The sequence below is a fragment of the Citrobacter amalonaticus genome (assembly GCF_002918555.1).
Classification (GTDB): domain Bacteria; phylum Pseudomonadota; class Gammaproteobacteria; order Enterobacterales; family Enterobacteriaceae; genus Citrobacter_C; species Citrobacter_C amalonaticus_A.
This window is the reverse complement of sequence record NZ_PQMB01000001.1, coordinates 50,238-70,323: the sequence shown is the minus strand read 5'-3', so window position 1 is coordinate 70,323 and position 20,086 is coordinate 50,238. Positions and strand designations below refer to the sequence as shown.

The 20,086-nt window shown below is 52.8% G+C and carries 15 protein-coding genes, 2 tRNA genes and 2 other RNA genes; 10 read left to right on the top strand and 9 right to left on the bottom strand.

What is annotated here, in order from left to right:
* Positions 1 to 63 precede the first annotated feature (63 nt).
* A complete protein-coding gene (locus tag C3432_RS00350; RefSeq protein WP_103774735.1) occupies positions 64 to 1,470 on the top strand; it encodes a YchO/YchP family invasin in 1,407 nt (468 codons plus the stop codon).
* Here C3432_RS00350 and narL read toward each other — a convergent pair whose 3' ends face one another.
* Positions 1,471 to 2,121, bottom strand: a complete 651-nt coding sequence (gene narL, locus C3432_RS00345) for a two-component system response regulator NarL (protein WP_103774734.1) — start codon at positions 2,119 to 2,121, stop codon at positions 1,471 to 1,473.
* Entirely contained in the window at positions 2,114 to 3,910 is a 1,797-nt protein-coding gene (gene narX / locus C3432_RS00340) for a nitrate/nitrite two-component system sensor histidine kinase NarX (RefSeq protein ID WP_103774733.1), read from the bottom strand. The genes narL and narX overlap by 8 nt, the downstream gene beginning before the upstream one ends.
* A gap of 354 nt (positions 3,911 to 4,264) precedes the next feature.
* Between narX and C3432_RS00335 the strand changes: the two genes are divergently transcribed.
* The 5 genes from C3432_RS00335 (at position 4,265) to narI (ending at position 12,829) form a co-directional block, all read left to right on the top strand.
* Positions 4,265 to 5,656 carry a NarK family nitrate/nitrite MFS transporter gene (locus C3432_RS00335; RefSeq protein ID WP_103774732.1) on the top strand — a complete coding sequence of 464 codons (1,392 nt, stop codon included), beginning with the start codon at positions 4,265 to 4,267 and terminating at the stop codon, positions 5,654 to 5,656.
* Positions 5,657 to 6,169: 513 nt separating this feature from the next.
* Positions 6,170 to 9,913: a nitrate reductase subunit alpha gene (locus C3432_RS00330; RefSeq protein WP_103774731.1), complete on the top strand. Its 3,744-nt coding sequence runs from the start codon at positions 6,170 to 6,172 to the stop codon at positions 9,911 to 9,913.
* The gene (narH, locus tag C3432_RS00325) at positions 9,910 to 11,445 is read left to right on the top strand and encodes a nitrate reductase subunit beta (protein ID WP_103774730.1); all 1,536 of its coding nucleotides are present in this window, start codon (positions 9,910 to 9,912) and stop codon (positions 11,443 to 11,445) included. Before C3432_RS00330 ends, narH begins: the two co-directional genes overlap by 4 nt.
* Positions 11,442 to 12,152, top strand: coding sequence for a nitrate reductase molybdenum cofactor assembly chaperone (narJ, locus tag C3432_RS00320; protein WP_103774729.1), 711 nt, complete (start codon positions 11,442 to 11,444; stop codon positions 12,150 to 12,152). The genes narH and narJ overlap by 4 nt, the downstream gene beginning before the upstream one ends.
* Positions 12,152 to 12,829, top strand: a complete 678-nt coding sequence (gene narI / locus C3432_RS00315) for a respiratory nitrate reductase subunit gamma (protein WP_103774728.1) — start codon at positions 12,152 to 12,154, stop codon at positions 12,827 to 12,829. Before narJ ends, narI begins: the two co-directional genes overlap by 1 nt.
* Before the next feature lie 164 nt (positions 12,830 to 12,993).
* Here the strand turns inward: narI and C3432_RS00310 are convergent.
* The 6 genes from C3432_RS00310 to C3432_RS00285 all read right to left on the bottom strand — a co-directional run bounded on the left by C3432_RS00310 (position 12,994) and on the right by C3432_RS00285 (position 15,062).
* Positions 12,994 to 13,125: non-coding RNA, RtT sRNA (locus tag C3432_RS00310), on the bottom strand.
* Between the two features lie 46 nt (positions 13,126 to 13,171).
* Positions 13,172 to 13,303, bottom strand: a non-coding RNA gene (locus tag C3432_RS00305) — RtT sRNA.
* A gap of 45 nt (positions 13,304 to 13,348) precedes the next feature.
* A tRNA-Tyr gene (locus tag C3432_RS00300) sits at positions 13,349 to 13,433 on the bottom strand.
* A gap of 36 nt (positions 13,434 to 13,469) precedes the next feature.
* A tRNA-Tyr gene (locus C3432_RS00295) sits at positions 13,470 to 13,554 on the bottom strand.
* A gap of 159 nt (positions 13,555 to 13,713) precedes the next feature.
* On the bottom strand, positions 13,714 to 14,556 hold the full coding sequence (gene purU / locus C3432_RS00290; protein ID WP_103774727.1) for a formyltetrahydrofolate deformylase: 843 nt from the start codon (positions 14,554 to 14,556) through the stop codon (positions 13,714 to 13,716).
* A 50-nt stretch (positions 14,557 to 14,606) separates the two neighbouring features.
* Entirely contained in the window at positions 14,607 to 15,062 is a 456-nt protein-coding gene (locus tag C3432_RS00285) for a YchJ family protein (protein ID WP_103774726.1), read from the bottom strand.
* Between the two features lie 112 nt (positions 15,063 to 15,174).
* Here C3432_RS00285 and rssA point away from each other — a divergent pair, with 112 nt between their 5' ends.
* The 3 genes from rssA (at position 15,175) to galU (ending at position 18,299) form a co-directional block, all read left to right on the top strand.
* Positions 15,175 to 16,083, top strand: a complete 909-nt coding sequence (gene rssA, locus C3432_RS00280; RefSeq protein WP_103774725.1) for a patatin-like phospholipase RssA — start codon at positions 15,175 to 15,177, stop codon at positions 16,081 to 16,083.
* A gap of 91 nt (positions 16,084 to 16,174) precedes the next feature.
* Complete coding sequence (rssB, locus tag C3432_RS00275) at positions 16,175 to 17,188, top strand: two-component system response regulator RssB (protein ID WP_103774724.1); 1,014 nt, start codon at positions 16,175 to 16,177, stop codon at positions 17,186 to 17,188.
* 202 nt (positions 17,189 to 17,390) lie between these two features.
* Positions 17,391 to 18,299, top strand: coding sequence for a UTP--glucose-1-phosphate uridylyltransferase GalU (galU, locus tag C3432_RS00270; RefSeq protein ID WP_103774723.1), 909 nt, complete (start codon positions 17,391 to 17,393; stop codon positions 18,297 to 18,299).
* A 142-nt stretch (positions 18,300 to 18,441) separates the two neighbouring features.
* Here galU and hns read toward each other — a convergent pair whose 3' ends face one another.
* Complete coding sequence (gene hns, locus C3432_RS00265; RefSeq protein WP_042318627.1) at positions 18,442 to 18,855, bottom strand: histone-like nucleoid-structuring protein H-NS; 414 nt, start codon at positions 18,853 to 18,855, stop codon at positions 18,442 to 18,444.
* A gap of 608 nt (positions 18,856 to 19,463) precedes the next feature.
* Between hns and tdk the strand changes: the two genes are divergently transcribed.
* Entirely contained in the window at positions 19,464 to 20,081 is a 618-nt protein-coding gene (tdk, locus tag C3432_RS00260) for a thymidine kinase (protein ID WP_103774722.1), read from the top strand.
* Positions 20,082 to 20,086 lie beyond the last annotated feature (5 nt).

Sequence of the window (20,086 nt, the reverse complement as noted above, 5' to 3'; positions counted from 1 at the left end):
CTGAACGGGTATCGTTTAGGGTTGTGATACCAGAATTTACTGTTGTAAGAAGCCGCTAACGATTTGAGCCGTATTGTTTTGCGTTTAATCTCTCTCCCATTACTCTTGCTGCTGGCAGGCGGTACCGCCAGTGGACAATCGTCGTTTGTTCAGCAAGCAGAAAACCCCTTCGACAATAATCATGATGGTCTGCCCGATCTGGGCATGGCTCCGGAATCGCGTGCCGGGGAAAAACATTTTGCCGAGATGGTCAAAGCCTTTGGCGAGGCGAGTATGACCGATAACGGGCTGGATACCGGCGAACAGGCAAAGCAGTTCGCTTTTGGTAAGGTACGCGATGCGGTGAGCGCCGAAGTCAATCAGCAGCTGGAGTCCTGGCTTTCCCCGTGGGGTAAGGCCAGCGTGGATGTCAGGGTTGATAATGAAGGGAATTTCAATGGCAGCCGGGGGAGCTGGTTTATTCCCTGGCAGGATAATCAACGCTATCTCACCTGGAGCCAGCTGGGGCTGACTCAGCAGGATGACGGGCTGGTCGGTAACCTGGGCATGGGTCAACGCTGGGTGCGAGATGGCTGGCTGGTGGGTTACAACACCTTTTATGACAACCTGCTGGATGAGAATCTGCAACGTGCCGGGCTGGGCGCAGAGGCATGGGGCGAATATCTGCGCTTATCCGCTAACTATTATCAGCCTCTTGCCTCGTGGCGAACGCATACGGCGACCCTGGAACAGCGAATGGCCCGCGGCTACGATGTTACGGCTGAAATGCGGATGCCGTTCTGGCAGCATATTAATACCAGCGTCAGCGTCGAGCAGTATTTTGGCGACAGCGTGGATCTGTTTGATTCCGGAACCGGCTACCACAATCCCGTCGCGGTAAAGTTGGGATTGAATTATACCCCTGTGCCGCTGGTCACGGTCACCGCCGCCCATAAGCAAGGGGAGAGCGGCGTCAGTCAGAATAATCTCGGACTGAATCTCAACTATCGCTTTGGCGTGCCGCTAAACAAACAGCTGGCGGCAGGCGAAGTGGCAGAGAGTCAATCTCTGCGCGGCAGCCGGTACGATAATCCGCAGCGCAATAATCTGCCGACCATGGAATACCGGCAACGCAAAACGTTAACCGTTTTTCTGGCGACACCGCCGTGGGATCTGCGGTCGGGTGAGACTGTGCCGCTGAAATTGCAGGTTCGCAGTTTGCACGGCATCCGACACGTGACGTGGCAAGGAGATACCCGGGCACTGAGCCTGACTGCCGGAGCCAGTGCTAACGCTGTCGAGGGCTGGACAATCATCATGCCAGCATGGGACAGCAGTGAAGGGGCGACAAACCGCTGGCGGCTGTCGGTGGTTATCGAGGATGAAAAAGGCCAGCGTGTCTCTTCCAATGAGATCGCGCTATCGCTGACCGAGCCGTTTATGGCGATGCCGAATGACGATCCGCGCTTTAGATTGCTCCCGGAGGAGTAATCAGAAGATGCGTTCCTGATGCACCCATACCGCGGCTTCAACCCGTGATTTCAGCTTCATCTTTTTCAGCATATGCTTCACGTGGACTTTCACGGTGCTTTCGGTGATATCCAGACGGCGGGCAATCATTTTGTTAGGTAACCCCTGGGCAATCAATTTCAGGATATCGCGTTCACGTGGGGTTAACTGGGTGACATCGCGGTCAGAGGTGGCACGGTTTGCGCGCAGGCTGGCAGCGAGTACCGGGGTTAACGCTTCGCTTAATACCATTTCACCTGCGGCGGCTTGTTGCAGGGACTTGAGCAGATCCTCCGGCTCCATATCTTTGAGCAGATAACCATCTGCGCCGCGCTTCAGGGCGGTGACAACATCTTCTTCATGATTCGAGACGCTGAACACCACAATGCGCCCTGACAGCTCCTTTTCGCGTAGCTTATCCAGGGTTTCCAGACCGTTCATACCGGGCATGTTCAGATCCAACAGGATCAGATCCGGATCCAGTGATTCAGCCAGCGCAATACCTTGTTCGCCATTGCTGGCTTCGCCGACGACGGTGATGTCGGGGGCCATGCTGACAAGCTGTTTGACACCGGTTCGTAGCATCGGATGATCGTCGATCAGCAAAATAGTCGCCGGTTCCTGATTACTCATATGTCTCTCCCTGGAGCTCTGTAAAATGTGTTTCGGGAATAAATGTGATAACCACTTCGGTACCGCCGGTTTCGCGACGGCGTACCTGACAATCGCCGCGCAGACTCTGCGCGCGGTCACGCATAATAATCATGCCGTAATGGTTACTACGCTCGGCGTTTTCAGGCACGCCGCAGCCATTGTCCTGTACTGTCAGTTTGATCTGCTTGCCGTTTTGCATCACCGTCACGATAACTTCATCAGCATGAGAGTGCTTAAGAGCATTACTCAGCGCTTCACGGGCGATTTGCAGTAAGTGAATTGCCTGGTGCGAAGGGACCCGGCGCGGCGGCAGCTGGTAATTCAGCTTCACCGTGAAACCAAATCGCGCGCTGTACTCCTGGCAGCTGGCCTCCAGTGCGGGGCGCAGTCCGGGTTCCGTGAGCTGCAAACGGAAGGTGGTGAGGAGTTCGCGCAGCTGCGCCCAGGAAGAGTTCAGCTCGTTACGGATTTGAGCGAGCATATCGCGGGTAGGCTCCGGTAACGCGTCTCCCTGCATCTGCAAACAGCTAACCTGCATCTTCATACAGGAGAGCGATTGTGCAATAGAATCATGCAGTTCGCGCGCAATGGTTGCACGCTCTTCCATCACAATCAACTGCTGCTGGCGTTCCTGATTGCGATCCAGTGCGAGGGTGGCGGTAAGTTGCTCGACCAGCGTATCCACCAGCTGCTGCTGATCGTTACTCAGATGGCGACCGGTCGGGAGCGTCGCCAGCAGGATGCCGTACTGGGTATGGCTGTCGGTTAAGCGCCATTTCAGCGTGGTGCCTCCCTCTGCCGCAGGCAGGGCATCGCGAGGGCATAAATGGCAGCCTTTGTCATCACAGCTGACACTGGACTGGCAGGTAAATTCCTGATGATTATCTTCATCTTCCAGGTCATAAACGCGCAGCTCAATATCATGCAGCAGCGTTAAATTTTGCAGTCCGTTCAGTACCGGGGAGAGACGCTCGCACATCGGCACCTGCGAGTGCAGACGGCGGTTAGCCTGCCAGAGGAAGGAGAGGATCTGATTTTTATGCTCCAGCCCGGCGGTTTTCTCCTGGACCCGCTGTTCCAGCACGGCGTAGCTTTCAGCCAGTTCTGCCGACATATTATTCAGCGCCGTTCCCAGCGCGGCCATCTCATTACGCCCGCTGATGTGGGCGCGCTGGGTGAAATCCCGCTGACTGACGGCACTCGCCATCGACAGAAGTTGTTTCCACGGCTGTAGCAGACGCACGCGGAGCCAGATAATAGTGAAAACCAGCAACAACGCCATAAAGATAGCCATGATCCGATGAACCATCACGACGCGTTCGATTCGCATCTCGGTGGTATGGTCAAAAGCGGAAACCAGCCGGTCCAGCCCGGCGACAAAGCGGGCCACATCTGCGGCCACCGCCTGACGATCGGGGGCCTGCTGCAAACCTGGCGCCAGCTGGTTGTGCCAGTAATCCTGGAGTGCTTTCAGCTGCGCCTGCTGTCCGTCGTGCGCCGCCGCCTGAGTCAGTTCAGGGCTGAACGCCGTCTGCTCCATTTCATCCAGCAGCTTGCGTTCGTGCTGACCCAACGGTACCGCCGCCAGCAGACGATAACTCTGCATACGCAGCGAGCCCGCTTTGTTGATCGCATGGGCGCTGCCCTGTACGCCCTGAACCAGCCAGCCGGAAACAGCCATCCCGGCCACCCCAATCGCGGTGGAAAGCATGACGATAAGCGCCACCTGGTTAACCAGAGTGAGCGGGGAGAGACAGCGTTTAAACATGATGACTTCTTCCTTCAGACTCCCGTCTCGCAGTCATGGGAAGCCTTAATGAATGAGGGTGTTGCCGGAGTTGCATCGGTATTGGCGCTATTCTCAACGATCGCCCGGAGTATACCCATACCTACAACGAGCTACCCCTTAATTGCCATGAGTATGACGCATTCCTGGAGGTAAGGAGTAAGGATTCACAGCACCGTGAAAAACCACATCTTTTTAGCCGACAAAGGCTACTCACTTGGGAGGATGATAAATTTACGCCGCCAATAATGACCTCTTTTCCTTTGATTTATATCAACTTACCTTCGGTCGTAAACCCTAAGGTTGCAGGCATCGAAACAAGTATCAGAGGTGTCTATGAGTCACTCATCCGTCCCCGAAAGGGCGTCAGGCGCAGTCATTACAGAATGGAGACCGGAGGATCCGGCATTCTGGAAGCTGCGGGGTCATCGTATCGCCAGCCGTAACCTGTGGATTTCCGTCCCCTGTCTGCTGCTGGCGTTTTGCGTGTGGATGTTATTTAGTGCTGTGGCGGTGAATCTGCCTAAAGTAGGATTTAACTTCACAACCGATCAGCTGTTTATGCTGACAGCGTTGCCCTCTGTCTCTGGCGCATTGCTGCGTGTGCCTTACTCCTTTATGGTGCCCCTGTTTGGGGGGCGTCGCTGGACTGCCTTCAGTACCGGGATCCTGATCGTGCCTTGCGTATGGTTGGGCTTTGCCGTACAGGATACCTCCACGCCGTACAGTACCTTCATTCTGATCTCTCTGCTGTGCGGTTTTGCCGGTGCGAACTTTGCGTCCAGTATGGCAAACATCAGTTTCTTCTTTCCGAAGCAGAAGCAGGGTGGTGCGCTGGGGCTGAACGGTGGCCTGGGAAATATGGGCGTTAGCGTGATGCAGCTGGTTGCGCCGCTGGTCGTTTCCCTCTCAATTTTTGCTATCTTCGGCAGCCACGGCGTCGAACAACCGGACGGCTCTCAGCTCTATCTGGCGAACGCCGCCTGGATTTGGGTGCCGTTCCTGGCCATCTTCACACTGGCTGCATGGTTCGGCATGAACGAACTGGCCACCTCAAAGGCCTCGCTGAAGGAGCAATTGCCGGTACTTAAACGGGGGCATCTGTGGATCATGAGCCTGCTGTATCTGGCGACCTTCGGCTCATTTATCGGCTTCTCTGCGGGTTTCGCGATGCTTTCCAGAACCCAGTTCCCGGACGTGCAGATCCTGCATTATGCCTTCTTCGGACCGTTTGTTGGCGCGCTGGCACGCTCTGCGGGAGGCGCAATCTCTGACCGTTTAGGCGGTACTCGCGTCACGCTGGTTAACTTTGTCCTGATGGCAATTTTCAGCGGACTGCTGTTCCTGACCTTACCGACCAACGGTACAGGCGGCAGCTTTATTGCCTTCTTTGCTGTCTTCCTGGCTCTGTTCCTGACGGCAGGACTGGGGAGCGGTTCAACCTTCCAGATGATCTCCATTATCTTCCGCAAGCTGACGATGGATCGCGTGAAAGCAGAGGGCGGCGGTGAAGAGAAAGCGATGCGTGAAGCGGCAACCGATACGGCCGCGGCGCTGGGCTTTATCTCCGCGATTGGCGCGATTGGCGGCTTCTTTATCCCGAAAGCGTTTGGTTCTTCTCTGGCGTTAACCGGTTCCCCGACAGGCGCGATGAAAGTGTTCCTTGTTTTCTATATCGCCTGCGTGGTCATCACCTGGCTGGTATACGGACGGCATTCTAAAAAATAACAATAGCGTAAATACACAATATCATTCAGGCCGCATCAAGGCGGAAGGGAAGTCAGTTCCCCGGAGTTCACGTAAGTCAGTGACCGGGCTGACAACGCTAACGCAGAGGCAGCCTGAAGGATGGCGTCCAGGGTTGATTATCCTTTGCGCGGAGTTAAACCGCGCTTTTTTTCATCTGTATTTAGTTACAACATACTTTTGTATTTATCGTAACGATGGCCTGTGACCACCGTGTCATGAAAGGGTCAACCAGGGGGGATACCCCTTAATACCCACTTGTAAAGAACTTAACATTCACAGAATAACTGTTTTTGAAAATAACGAATATAATCATAAAGTTAATCATTTTTCTCGTCTCCCCAAAAAGGAGTATGTAAAAAACTACCCGCTATTTTCATCCCTTCCAGCCTTGATCGTTATCAATTCTCACGCCCATTCAGCGCGTTACTTTCGCTCCCAATTAAGCAATGTCGATTTATCAGAGAGCCGTGAGGCTCCAACAGGAGAGAACCGATGAGTAAATTCCTGGACCGGTTTCGCTACTTCAAGCAGAAGGGCGAAACCTTTGCCGATGGGCATGGCCAGCTTCTCGAAACTAACCGGGACTGGGAGGATGGATATCGCCAGCGTTGGCAGCACGATAAAATCGTGCGCTCAACTCATGGGGTGAACTGCACCGGTTCATGCAGCTGGAAAATCTACGTGAAAAACGGTCTGGTCACCTGGGAAACCCAGCAAACGGACTACCCGCGTACCCGCCCGGATATGCCTAACCATGAGCCGCGTGGATGCCCGCGTGGGGCAAGTTACTCCTGGTATCTCTACAGCGCTAACCGTCTGAAATATCCGCTAATGCGCAAGCGTCTGATGAAGATGTGGCGTGAAGCGAAGAAATTGCACAGCGATCCGGTCGACGCCTGGGCCTCCATCATTGAAGACGCTGGCAAAGCCAAAAGCTTCAAACAAGCGCGTGGTCGTGGCGGTTTTGTCCGCTCCTCCTGGCAGGAAGTCAATGAGCTGATTGCTGCTTCCAACGTCTATACCGTGAAAACCTACGGTCCCGATCGCGTGGCTGGCTTCTCGCCGATTCCGGCAATGTCGATGGTTTCTTACGCCTCCGGCGCCCGTTATCTCTCCCTGATTGGTGGCACCTGCCTGAGTTTTTACGACTGGTACTGCGACCTGCCGCCAGCGTCTCCGCAGACCTGGGGTGAGCAGACCGACGTTCCGGAATCTGCTGACTGGTACAACTCCAGCTACATCATCGCCTGGGGGTCTAACGTACCGCAAACCCGCACCCCGGACGCTCACTTCTTCACGGAAGTTCGCTATAAAGGCACTAAAACGGTTGCGGTGACCCCGGACTACGCTGAAATCGCAAAACTTTGCGATCTGTGGCTGGCACCGAAGCAGGGTACCGATGCGGCAATGGCACTGGCGATGGGCCACGTCATTCTGCGCGAGTTCCACCTCGACAATCCAGGTCAATACTTTACCGATTATGTTCGGCGCTACACCGACATGCCGATGCTGGTGCTGCTGGAAGAGCGTGAGGGGTATTATGCGGCAGGCCGTATGCTTCGCGCAGCCGATCTGGTGGATGCGCTGGGCCAGGAAAATAATCCGGAATGGAAAACCGTCGCGATGAATACTGACGGTGACATGATCGCCCCGAATGGATCTATCGGTTTCCGCTGGGGTGAGAAAGGTAAATGGAATCTCGAACAGCGCGACGGTGCGACAGGTCAGGAAGCAGAATTGCAGCTTAGCCTGTTGGGGAGTCATGATGAGATTGCTGAAGTCGGCTTCCCGTACTTTGGCGGCGAAGGCAGCGAGCACTTCAATAAAGTTGAACTGGAAAATGTGCTGTTGCACAAATTGCCGGTAAAACGCCTGCAACTGGCGGACGGTTCTGCCGCGCTGGTCACAACCGTTTATGACCTGACCATGGCCAACTACGGTCTGGAGCGCGGCCTGAACGACGCAAATTGTGCAACCAACTATGACGATATCAAAGCCTATACTCCGGCGTGGGCAGAGCAAATCACGGGTGTCCCGCGTGCGCAGATCGCCCGTATAGCCCGTGAATTTGCTGATAACGCTGACAAAACGCACGGTCGTTCGATGATCATCGTCGGTGCCGGTCTGAACCACTGGTATCACCTCGATATGAACTATCGTGGGCTTATCAATATGCTGGTGTTCTGCGGCTGTATCGGTCAGAGCGGCGGCGGCTGGGCGCACTATGTTGGACAGGAAAAACTGCGCCCGCAGACCGGCTGGCAGCCGCTGGCGTTTGCCCTCGACTGGCAGCGTCCGGCGCGCCATATGAACAGCACGTCATACTTCTATAACCACTCCAGCCAGTGGCGCTACGAGACGGTGACGGCGCAGGAACTGCTGTCGCCGATGGCGGATAAATCCCGCTACAGCGGCCATTTGATTGACTTTAACGTTCGCGCTGAACGTATGGGGTGGCTGCCGTCTGCCCCGCAGCTGGGAACCAACCCGCTGTACATCGCACGTGAAGCGGAAAAAGTCGGGATGACGCCGGTGGATTACACTGTCAAATCCCTGAAAGACGGTTCTCTTCGCTTTGCCGCAGAGCAGCCGGAAAACGGCAAAAACCATCCGCGTAACCTGTTCATCTGGCGTTCTAACCTGCTTGGTTCTTCCGGTAAAGGTCACGAGTACATGCTGAAATATCTGCTGGGTACCGAGCACGGTATTCAGGGGACAGATCTTGGGCAGCAGGGCGGCGTGAAGCCGGAAGAAGTGGAATGGCAGGATAACGGTCTGGATGGCAAGCTGGATCTGGTCGTGACGCTGGATTTCCGTCTGTCGAGCACCTGCCTCTACTCCGACATCGTGCTGCCGACCGCCACCTGGTATGAAAAAGACGACATGAATACGTCGGACATGCATCCGTTTATTCATCCACTGTCTGCCGCCGTTGACCCGGCCTGGGAATCCAAAAGCGACTGGGAAATCTACAAAGACATCGCGAAGAAATTCTCTGAAGTGTGTGTGGGTCACCTGGGGAAAGAAACGGATGTGGTCACGCTGCCCATTCAGCACGACTCTGCCGCTGAACTGGCGCAGCCGTTCGATGTGAAAGACTGGAAAAAAGGCGAATGCGACCTGATCCCGGGCGTAACGGCTCCGCATATCATGACCGTTGAACGTGACTATCCGGCAACTTATGAACGCTTTACCTCCATCGGACCACTGATGGAGAAAATCGGTAACGGCGGGAAAGGGATTGCCTGGAATACCCAGAGCGAAATGGATCTGCTGCGTAAGCTCAATTACACCAAAGCAGACGGTCCGGCCAAAGGCCAGCCGATGCTGAATACCGCGATTGATGCGGCAGAGATGATCCTCACTCTGGCGCCGGAAACCAACGGTCACGTGGCGGTGAAAGCCTGGGCTGCGCTCAGTGAATTTACCGGTCGCGACCATACGCATCTGGCAACCAATAAAGAGGAAGAGAAAATCCGCTTCCGCGATATTCAGGCGCAGCCGCGCAAAATTATCTCCAGCCCGACCTGGTCTGGCCTGGAAGATGAGCACGTCTCCTACAACGCAGGTTACACCAACGTTCATGAGCTGATCCCATGGCGCACGCTGACGGGGCGTCAGTCTCTGTATCAGGATCATCAGTGGATGCGTGATTTTGGTGAAAGCCTGCTGGTTTACCGTCCGCCAATCGACACCCGTTCGGTGAAAGCCGTGATGGGGGAGAAATCCAATGGTAATCCGGAGAAGGCGCTCAACTTCCTGACGCCACACCAGAAGTGGGGGATTCACTCTACCTACAGCGACAATCTGCTGATGCTGACGCTGTCCCGCGGTGGCCCGATTGTCTGGATGAGCGAAGCCGACGCCAAAGATTTGGGTATCGAAGATAACGACTGGATTGAGGTCTTCAACAGCAACGGTGCGTTGACCGCGCGTGCGGTAGTAAGCCAGCGCGTGCCGGCGGGGATGACCATGATGTACCACGCCCAGGAACGAATCGTTAACCTGCCAGGCTCAGAAATCACCCGGCAACGCGGCGGTATTCATAACTCCGTGACCCGTATTACGCCGAAACCGACCCATATGATCGGCGGCTATGCGCAGCTGGCTTATGGCTTTAACTATTACGGTACCGTCGGTTCAAACCGCGATGAGTTTGTAGTTGTACGTAAGATGAAGAACATTAACTGGCTGGACGGCGAAGGCAATGACCAGGTACAGGAGAGCGTAAAATGAAAATTCGTTCACAAGTCGGCATGGTGCTGAATCTTGATAAGTGCATCGGCTGCCACACCTGTTCAGTGACCTGTAAAAACGTCTGGACCAGCCGTGAAGGTATGGAATACGCCTGGTTTAACAACGTGGAAAGTAAACCCGGCGTTGGTTTTCCGAATGACTGGGAAAACCAGGAAAAATGGAAGGGCGGCTGGATCCGTAAAATCAACGGTAAGCTGCAGCCGCGCATGGGCAACCGCGCGATGCTACTCGGTAAAATCTTCGCTAACCCACATCTGCCGGGTATTGATGATTATTACGAACCGTTTGATTACGACTACCAGAACCTGCATACCGCGCCGGAAAGCAAGCATCAGCCGATTGCCCGTCCGCGTTCCCTGATTACCGGTAAGCGGATGGATAAAATCACCAGCGGTCCGAACTGGGAGGAGATTCTGGGCGGCGAGTTTGAAAAACGCGCCAAAGACCAGAACTTCGAGAACATGCAGAAGGCGATGTACGGCCAGTTCGAAAACACCTTCATGATGTATCTGCCGCGCCTGTGTGAGCACTGTCTTAATCCGGCATGTGTGGCAACCTGCCCAAGCGGCGCTATCTACAAGCGTGAAGAGGATGGCATCGTCCTGATCGACCAGGACAAATGCCGCGGCTGGCGCATGTGCATCACCGGTTGCCCGTACAAGAAGATCTACTTCAACTGGAAAAGCGGGAAATCTGAGAAGTGCATTTTCTGCTATCCGCGTATCGAAGCGGGTCAGCCGACCGTGTGCTCCGAAACCTGCGTGGGACGTATCCGTTACCTCGGCGTGCTGCTGTACGACGCTGATGCCATTGAAAGCGCAGCCAGCACTGAGAACGAGAAAGATCTGTACCAGCGTCAACTGGACGTGTTCCTCGATCCCAGCGATCCGGCCGTTATTGAACAGGCGCTGAAAGATGGTATTCCGCTGAGCGTCATTGATGCCGCACAGCAGTCACCGGTTTACAAAATGGCGATGGACTGGAAGCTGGCGCTGCCGCTGCACCCGGAATATCGCACTTTACCGATGGTCTGGTACGTGCCGCCGCTGTCACCGATCCAGTCTGCGGCAGATGCAGGCGAGCTGGGCAGTAACGGTATTCTGCCGGACGTGGACAGCCTGCGTATTCCGGTACAGTACCTGGCAAACCTCCTGACCGCAGGGGACACGCAGCCGGTACTGTTGGCGCTGAAACGTATGCTCGCCATGCGCCACTACAAACGTGCGGAAACCGTTGACGGTAAAATTGACACCCGTGCGCTGGAAGAGGTGGGGGTGAGCGAAGCGCAGGCGCAGGAGATGTATCGTTATCTGGCGATTGCCAACTACGAAGATCGTTTCGTGGTACCGGGCAGCCACCGTGAACTGGCGCGTGATGCGTTCCCGGAAAAAAGCGGTTGTGGCTTTACCTTCGGTGACGGCTGCCACGGTTCTGATAGCCAATTTAACCTGTTCAACAGCCGCCGCATCGACGCTGTCGATGTAACCAGCAAAACGGAGCCGCACCAATGATTGAACTTGTCATTGTTTCGCGTCTGCTCGAGTACCCGGATGCTGCCTTGTGGCAGCATCAGCAGGAACTTTTCGATGCACTCGCGTCATCTGAAAACCTGGAAAAAGAAGATGCCCATGCTCTGGGGATCTTCCTGCGTGATTTAACCGCGCAGGACATGCTGGACGTTCAGGCACGCTACAGCGAGCTTTTCGACCGTGGTCGTGCGACGTCTCTGCTGTTGTTTGAACACGTACACGGTGAATCCCGCGATCGCGGCCAGGCGATGGTTAACCTGATGGCTCAGTATGAGCAGCACGGTTTACAGCTCGACAGCCGTGAGCTGCCGGACCATCTGCCGCTGTACCTGGAGTATCTGGCGCAACTGCCGAAAAATGAAGCGCTGGGCGGTTTGCAGGATATCGCGCCGATTCTGGCGTTACTCAGCGCGCGCCTGCAACAGCGTGAAAGCGGTTACGCAGTGCTGTTCAACCTGCTGCTGAAGCTGGCCAATACCGCTATCGACAGTGACAAAGTGGCAGAAAAAATTGCGGATGAAGTCCGCGATGATACGCCTCAGGCCCTCGATGCGGTCTGGGAAGAAGAGCAGGTGAAATTCTTTGCCGATCAGGGCTGCGGCGAGTCTGAAATCTCTGCTCACCAGCGTCGTTTTGCCGGGGCCGTTGCACCGCAATACCTGAATATCACCAACGGAGGACAGCACTAATGCACTTCCTTAACATGTTCTTCTTTGACATCTATCCCTATATTGCGGGCTCGGTATTTCTGATTGGTAGCTGGCTGCGTTATGACTATGGTCAGTACACCTGGCGTGCGGCCTCCAGCCAGATGCTGGATCGCAAAGGAATGAATCTGGCTTCCAACCTGTTCCACTTTGGGATTTTAGGTATTTTCGCCGGTCATTTTCTGGGAATGCTGACGCCGCACTGGATGTATGAGGCTTTTCTGCCCGTTGACGTGAAGCAGAAGATGGCGATGATTGCGGGTGGCACCTGTGGCGTAATGACGCTGGTGGGGGGGATCTTGCTGCTGAAGCGCCGTCTGTTCAGCCCACGCGTACGAGCCACCACGACCGGGGCAGATATCCTGATTCTCTCTCTGCTGGTGATCCAGTGCGCGCTGGGACTGCTGACTATTCCGTTCTCGGCTCAGCATATGGACGGCAGCGAGATGATGAAACTGGTAGGTTGGGCGCAGTCTGTGGTCACCTTCCACGGTGGCGCGTCCGGGCATCTCGAGGGCGTTGCGTTTATTTTCCGACTGCACCTGGTTCTGGGGATGACCTTGTTTCTGCTGTTCCCGTTCTCCCGTCTGGTACACATCTGGAGCGCGCCGGTCGAATATCTGACGCGTAAGTATCAGGTCGTACGCGCCCGTCGCTAAGACGACGTTGCGTGTTGCTGAACCCTGCTCCGGCAGGGTTTTTTTACGACTAATGCCGGATAAACATAGCGCATCAGGCAAATTGCCGACCCGAATTGAGGCTTGATCGAGGGTAGGGTATGGGGCATTACAGATGGATTGGATGCTGGTGCTATATGAGGTGATGGTGGTGGGGGAAGGATTACTCGGCGCATAGCGCCTCGCCCTTCGGGTCGTTGCCTGCGGCAACGCTTTCTCGCTGGCGCTCGAATCGAACCTTAGTCGAAGCTTCTCATCCTTCCCCACATGGGCAGAATAGAGAGAACAGGAGAGTGATTTAACTGGGGTGCAACAGATAAGAGATGGTGGTGGGGGAAGGATTACTCGGCGCATAGCGCCTCGCCCTTCGGGTCGTTGCCTGCGGCAACGCTTTCTCGCTGGCGCTCGAATCGAACCTTAGTCGAAGCTTCTCATCCTTCCCCACATGGGCAGAATAGAGAGAACAGGAGAGTGATTTGGCTGGAGTGCAACAGATAGAGATGGTGGTGGGGGAAGGATTCGAACCTTCGAAGTCGATGACGGCAGATTTACAGTCTGCTCCCTTTGGCCGCTCGGGAACCCCACCAGGGGTAATTCAAATTGTAGAAGTAATGCGAAATATTGGTGGTGGGGGAAGGATTCGAACCTTCGAAGTCGATGACGGCAGATTTACAGTCTGCTCCCTTTGGCCGCTCGGGAACCCCACCACGGGGTAATGCTAATTGATTTGTCGGCTTCCTTTTGGGAAGCGGGGCGCATCATATCAAATGACGCGCCACTGTAAAGTATTCCGTTGATAAAAATACACTGGTTGCCTGATTTTTACGCGTAAAGATGTAAAGGTAACCAATTCATTTATCTGTCGATTAAAGAATAATCGTTCGGTTGCCGTAGACAAATACGCGCTGCGCCAGCACCTGATACAGGGCGCGGCTCAACACGTTCTTTTCAACGTCGCGGCCTGCGCGCATCATATCTTCTGCCGTGTAGGTATGATCCACATGAATCACATCCTGCATGATGATTGGGCCTTCATCCAGATTGTCATTCACATAGTGCGCCGTTGCGCCAATTATTTTAACGCCGCGCTCATAGGCCTGATGATATGGACGGGCACCGATAAAAGCGGGCAGGAACGAATGGTGAATATTGATAATCTTGTTCGGGAATCGCTTCACAAACTCTGGCGTCAGAACGCGCATATATTTCGCCAGCACCACGTAATCAGGCTGATGCGCATCAATGGCATCCGCCATCTGCCGATCGTGTTCTTCACGGGTGAGTCCTTCATGGCTCACCAGTTCGAAAGGAATTTCAAAACGTTCCACCAGCGAGCGCAGGGTTTCATGGTTGCCAATAACGGCGGCGATTTCTACATCAAGTCCCCCGTAGTTGGCTTTCATCAACAGGTCGCCAAGACAGTGAGCTTCTTTAGTGACCAGTATCACCACGCGGCGACGGCCGGCCGGATTCAACTCGCGAATCGATCCTTCCGGTAATGCACTGTCCAGATCGGCCAACAGAGTGGAATCATTGAAAATGCCTTCCAGTTCGGTACGCATAAAAAAGCGTCCGGTACGATGGTCAACAAATTCATTGTTCTGCACGATGTTCAGTTCGTGCTTGTAGCAAATATTGGTAATACGCGCGATCAAACCTTTCTGGTCAGGGCAGATAGTGCGCAGAACTTTTCGTTGTAGTGCATGCATTGCAAGGGGGATCCTGTTGAGAGTGTTTGCTAAGTACCGTCGGTCATTGACTAGCCGCAGCACTTTTTAAATTTTTTACCTGACCGGCAAGGGCAGGGATCGTTTCGTCCAAACTGCGGGCGTGTTCCGTCAATATAGTACCACTCACCGTTTTCTTTTAAAAAACGAGAACGTTCAATGATTGCGCCGGTTTTACCCTGCTCGCGAAAGCGGGCGACAAAGCTGACGTATCCGGTCGCTTCTTTTTCAGAAGTGGCATGTTCAAAAATGGATAATCCCAGCCATTCGGTATGGGCGAAACCAGCAATAATATCATCGCGGAAGGCACCAGCATTACAGCTCGGATGCCAGGTCCTGATTAAGTAATTTGCGTCTTTCATCACAAAAGCGCTGTAGCGAGAACGCATGAGGTGTGACGGATCGGGCGCTACTTGTTCACCAGACACATAACGGTAGCAACATAGGCTATACTCGACAGCGCTACCACAGGGACAAAGCTGAGACACAAATCATCTTCCTGAAATAAAAAAAGGCGTATAAGTCGCCTGGGTAGCACTATGTTAACTGAGCGGGGGCGATGTTGCCATGTCCGCGAGCCAGGGGAAGTTTGCAGGGAAAATGAGAAAAATAAAAATAGGGCTGGCGCTAGGTTCCGGTGCTGCTCGCGGCTGGTCGCATATTGGTGTTATCAAGGCCCTGAAACATATGGGCATTGACATTGATATTGTTGCAGGCTGTTCCATTGGTTCATTGGTGGGAGCGGCTTATGCCTGTAACAAATTACCCGCTCTTGAAGAGTGGGTCTGTTCATTCAGCTACTGGGATGTTCTGCGGTTGATGGATCTCTCCTGGCGCAGGGGCGGTTTGCTTCGCGGCGAGCGGGTCTTCAATCAGTATCGTGAAATTATGCCGGTAGGCGAAATTGAACAATGTTCCCGACGTTTTGCCACGGTAGCAACGAATCTGAGCACCGGTCGTGAACTGTGGTTTACCGAAGGCGATCTGCATCTTGCCGTTCGTGCTTCCTGTAGTATTCCAGGTTTAATGTCCCCCGTTGGCCATAATGGTTACTGGCTGGTGGATGGTGGTGTTGTCAATCCGGTTCCGATATCGCTGACCAGGGCTTTAGGGGCGGATATCGTGATTGCGGTTGATTTGCAGCACGACGCTCATCTGATGCAGCAAGATTTGCTCTCTCTGAATGTCAGTGATGACAGCCCCGAAAACGATGGTGAGGGATTGTCCTGGCGCGCGCGGTTAAAGGAGCGTCTCGGCAATATTGCCGCGCGTCGCGTCGCGACCCCGCCAACGGCGATGGAAATCATGACGACCTCGATTCAGGTTCTGGAAAATCGGCTTAAACGTAACCGTATGGCTGGCGATCCCCCTGATATTCTGATTCAACCGTTTTGTCCGCAGATCTCTACTCTGGATTTTCATCGTGCCGACGCCGCGATTGCGGCAGGCCAACTGGCGGTAGAGAAAAAGATGGACGAACTCTTACCTCTGGTACGTACCGACGTTTGACGCACCTTTAAATGCACACTTAAGCAAATTCTGACAGGCGAGGGTGGCAATAGCGTGCCACTATTGATTAAAGCCAGTCAGGGGAGAGAACATGACGCAGCCATTGGTTGGAAAACAGATTCTTATTGTTGAAGATGAGCCGGTGTTTCGCTCGCTTCTGGATTCGTGGTTTTCCTCATTGGGAGCGATAACAGCACAGGCGACAAACGGACTGGAGGCGCTGGAAGTATTAGCGGATTTTGTCCCTGATCTGATGATTTGCGATCTGGCGATGCCTGTGATGAACGGCCTTGAGCTGGTGGAGCATTTGCGCAATCGTGGCGATCGGACGCCAATTCTGGTGATCTCCGCGACAGAAAATATGGCGGACATCGCGAAGGCGCTGCGTCTGGGAGTTGAAGATGTTCTGCTGAAGCCGGTGAAGGATCTTAACAGGCTTCGGGAAACCGTTTTTGCCTGTCTTTATCCGAACATGTTTAATTCCAGAGTTGAGGAAGAAGAACGTCTTTTTCGCGACTGGGATGCGATGGTCGATAATCCTGCGGCGGCGGCAAAATTACTGCAGGAGTTACAGCCGCCAGTCCAGCAGGTTATTTCACATTGTCGGGTAAATTATCGCCAGCTTGTCGCCGCTGATAAGCCGGGGTTGGTTCTTGATATCGCACCCCTGTCCGATAACGACCTCGCCTTTTATTGTCTGGATGTTACGCGAGCCGGGGATAATGGCGTTCTGGCTGCGTTGTTGCTGCGGGCGTTATTTAATGGTTTGTTGCAGGAGCAGCTTGCGCACCAGAATCAGCGTTTACCTGAGTTGGACGCATTATTGAAACAGGTTAACCATCTGCTCAGGCAGGCCAATTTACCGGGGCAATTCCCACTATTAGTTGGTTATTATCACAGCGGGTTAAAGAATCTGATTCTGGTTTCTGCCGGGTTGAACGCCACATTAAATACGGGAACCCATAATGTTCAAATCAGCAATGGAGTACCGCTGGGGACATTAGGCAATACTTACCTTAATCAATTAAGCCAGCGCTGCGAGTCCTGGCAGTGCCAAATTTGGGGAGCCGGAGGGCGTCTTCGTCTGATGCTGTCTGCGGAATGAACAAACGAGAGGAGGGCGATAAATTGCCTTACCCTTGTTTTCTCTGCCAGTGTTACCATCGGCTCCAGATTTATACGTATTTGTCTTAATTATACCAACGCGCGTCCTTTTCAGTCCTGGAGCTGATGTCAGTGCTGATATACTCGGATGCGATACAGATTGATGAACACGTTCAATACATGAACAGTCCAGGAGAATTTAAATGGCTGCCATTAACTCGAAAGTCAAAAAAGCCGTTATCCCGGTAGCGGGATTAGGAACCAGGATGTTGCCGGCAACGAAAGCCATCCCGAAAGAGATGCTGCCGCTGGTTGATAAGCCATTAATTCAGTACGTCGTGAACGAATGTATTGCTGCTGGCATCACTGAAATTGTGCTGGTAACTCACTCTTCGAAAAACTCCATCGAAAACCACTTTGATACCAGTTTTGAACTGGAAGCAATGCTGGAAAAACGCGTTAAGCGTCAGCTTCTCGAAGAAGTACAATCCATTTGCCCACCGCACGTAACTATTATGCAAGTGCGCCAGGGGCTGGCAAAAGGTCTGGGTCATGCCGTTCTGTGCGCGCATCCGGTTATGGGGGATGAGCCAGTCGCCGTTATTCTTCCTGACGTAATTCTTGATGAATATGAATCTGATTTATCCCGCGATAACCTTGCTGAAATGATTCGTCGTTTCGACGAGACAGGCTGTAGCCAGATTATGGTGGAACCGGTTGAAGACGTCACCGCCTATGGCGTTGTGGATTGCAAAGGCGTTGAGCTTGCACCGGGTGAGAGTGTGCCAATGGTTGGCGTTGTTGAAAAGCCGAAAGCCGATGTCGCGCCTTCAAACCTTGCGGTAGTGGGGCGTTATGTTCTTAGTGCAGATATCTGGCCTCTGCTGGCGAAAACCCCTCCGGGCGCCGGGGATGAAATTCAGTTAACTGATGCGATTGATATGCTGATCGAAAAAGAAACGGTTGAAGCTTATCATATGAAAGGGAAAAGCCACGACTGCGGTAATAAATTAGGTTACATGCAGGCTTTCGTGGAATACGGCATTCGTCATAATACGCTTGGCAACGAATTTAAGGCCTGGCTCGAAGAAGAGATGGGTATTAAGAAGTAACCGTACGTTATAATTTTTTTTGTGTAACGGTGCTGTTAGCTCAGCGCCGTTTTTTTTTGCATAACTCTGATGGGGGAGGTCGCCTGATAAGCGACAAAAAAAATCCCGCCAGTGGCGGGATTGTAAGCAAACTAATTACGGATTATTCCTTGATCAGGAAATCGTCCAGTTGTTTACCTTGCTCTTCCATCGCTTTTTTGATCACAGCCGGTGTACGACCCTGGCCAGTCCAGGTTTTAGTTTCACCGTTTTCGTCAACGTAGCTATATTTAGCCGGACGTGCTGCGCGCTTCGCTTTGGTACCAGATTTAACTGCAGCCATGCTATTCAGCAGTTCATTCGGGTCAATACCGTCAGCAATCAGCATTTCACGATATTGTTGCAGTTTACGAGTGCGCTCTTCAACTTCAGCGGCCGCCGCGCTTTCTTCTTCACGACGTTCGTTAACAACAACTTCTAATTTTTCCAGCATTTCTTCAAGCGTTTCAAGGGTGCATTCTCTTGCCTGCGCACGAAGAGTACGGATGTTGTTCAGAATTTTAAGTGCTTCGCTCATTTTAGTAATCTCAAACTTATATTGGGGGTGGTTTGTTGAGGTAATAATAGAGCGTTAAATTCAGATGTGCAATAGCCAGGAATGTAAGGAATTCAAAATTGCGATTTATTTTTTGCTCATAATATATATCGTGCCTTAAATTTTGCCTGAGCAGAGGGACTAAAATGAGCTTATTGGTCGGGGGGATACTCCTGGCGGAGGAGTAAAAATTCCAGATTCAGGTCACATTTTATCGCCGCAAAATAGTATCGCTTTGCAGTGATTTCAACCTTTTGTATTAGTTTCGCATACCGGAATCCGCTATTACATTCGAGCCGTTATGAAGAACAGTAACAATAAGTACAGGGTTTCCATTTTGTTTCCAGATGATAAGCCAGATTGATGAATTTCTGAGGCACAATTTGTGACGGAATGTGTATCATTGCTCGATCTTTGCTCACCCCGTTATCACATTTTTTCTTTATCAGGGCGTTATCCCACCGCGAACAAACATGTGTTCGCTATGTGACGTATATACAACCTCTCACACCTGCCTGGCGGCGATAGGCCCGTAAATTATGATACACTCCGTACTTTCTATATTTCACTCAGGTGAGGTCCTGTGGCCGATGGCACAGCTATATTTCTACTATTCAGCAATGAATGCAGGTAAGTCGACTGCTTTACTCCAGTCTTCATACAATTATCAGGAACGTGGGATGCGTACCGTTGTATATACGGCGGAAATTGACGATCGCTATGGTGCGGGGAAAGTCAGCTCACGTATAGGATTGTCTTCGCCTGCAAAATTGTTTAACCAAAATTCATCATTGCTGGAAGAGATCCGTGCGGAAAATCAGCAACAGGCTATACATTGTGTGTTGGTGGATGAATGTCAGTTCCTGACCCGTCAGCAGGTCTATGACTTATCGGAAGTGGTTGATCAACTGGATATCCCGGTTCTTTGCTATGGTTTAAGAACCGACTTCCGTGGCGAATTATTTGGTGGCAGCCAATACTTACTCTCGTGGTCAGATAAACTGGTTGAGTTAAAAACAATCTGCTTTTGTGGACGTAAGGCCAGCATGGTACTGCGCCTGGATCAAGCAGGAAGGCCTTACAACGAAGGTGAGCAGGTCGTCATTGGCGGGAATGAACGCTATGTCTCGGTGTGTCGTAAACATTACAAAGAAGCGCTTGAGGTGGGCTCTCTGACCACCATTCAGGAAAGCTATTGCCACGAGTAATAGCG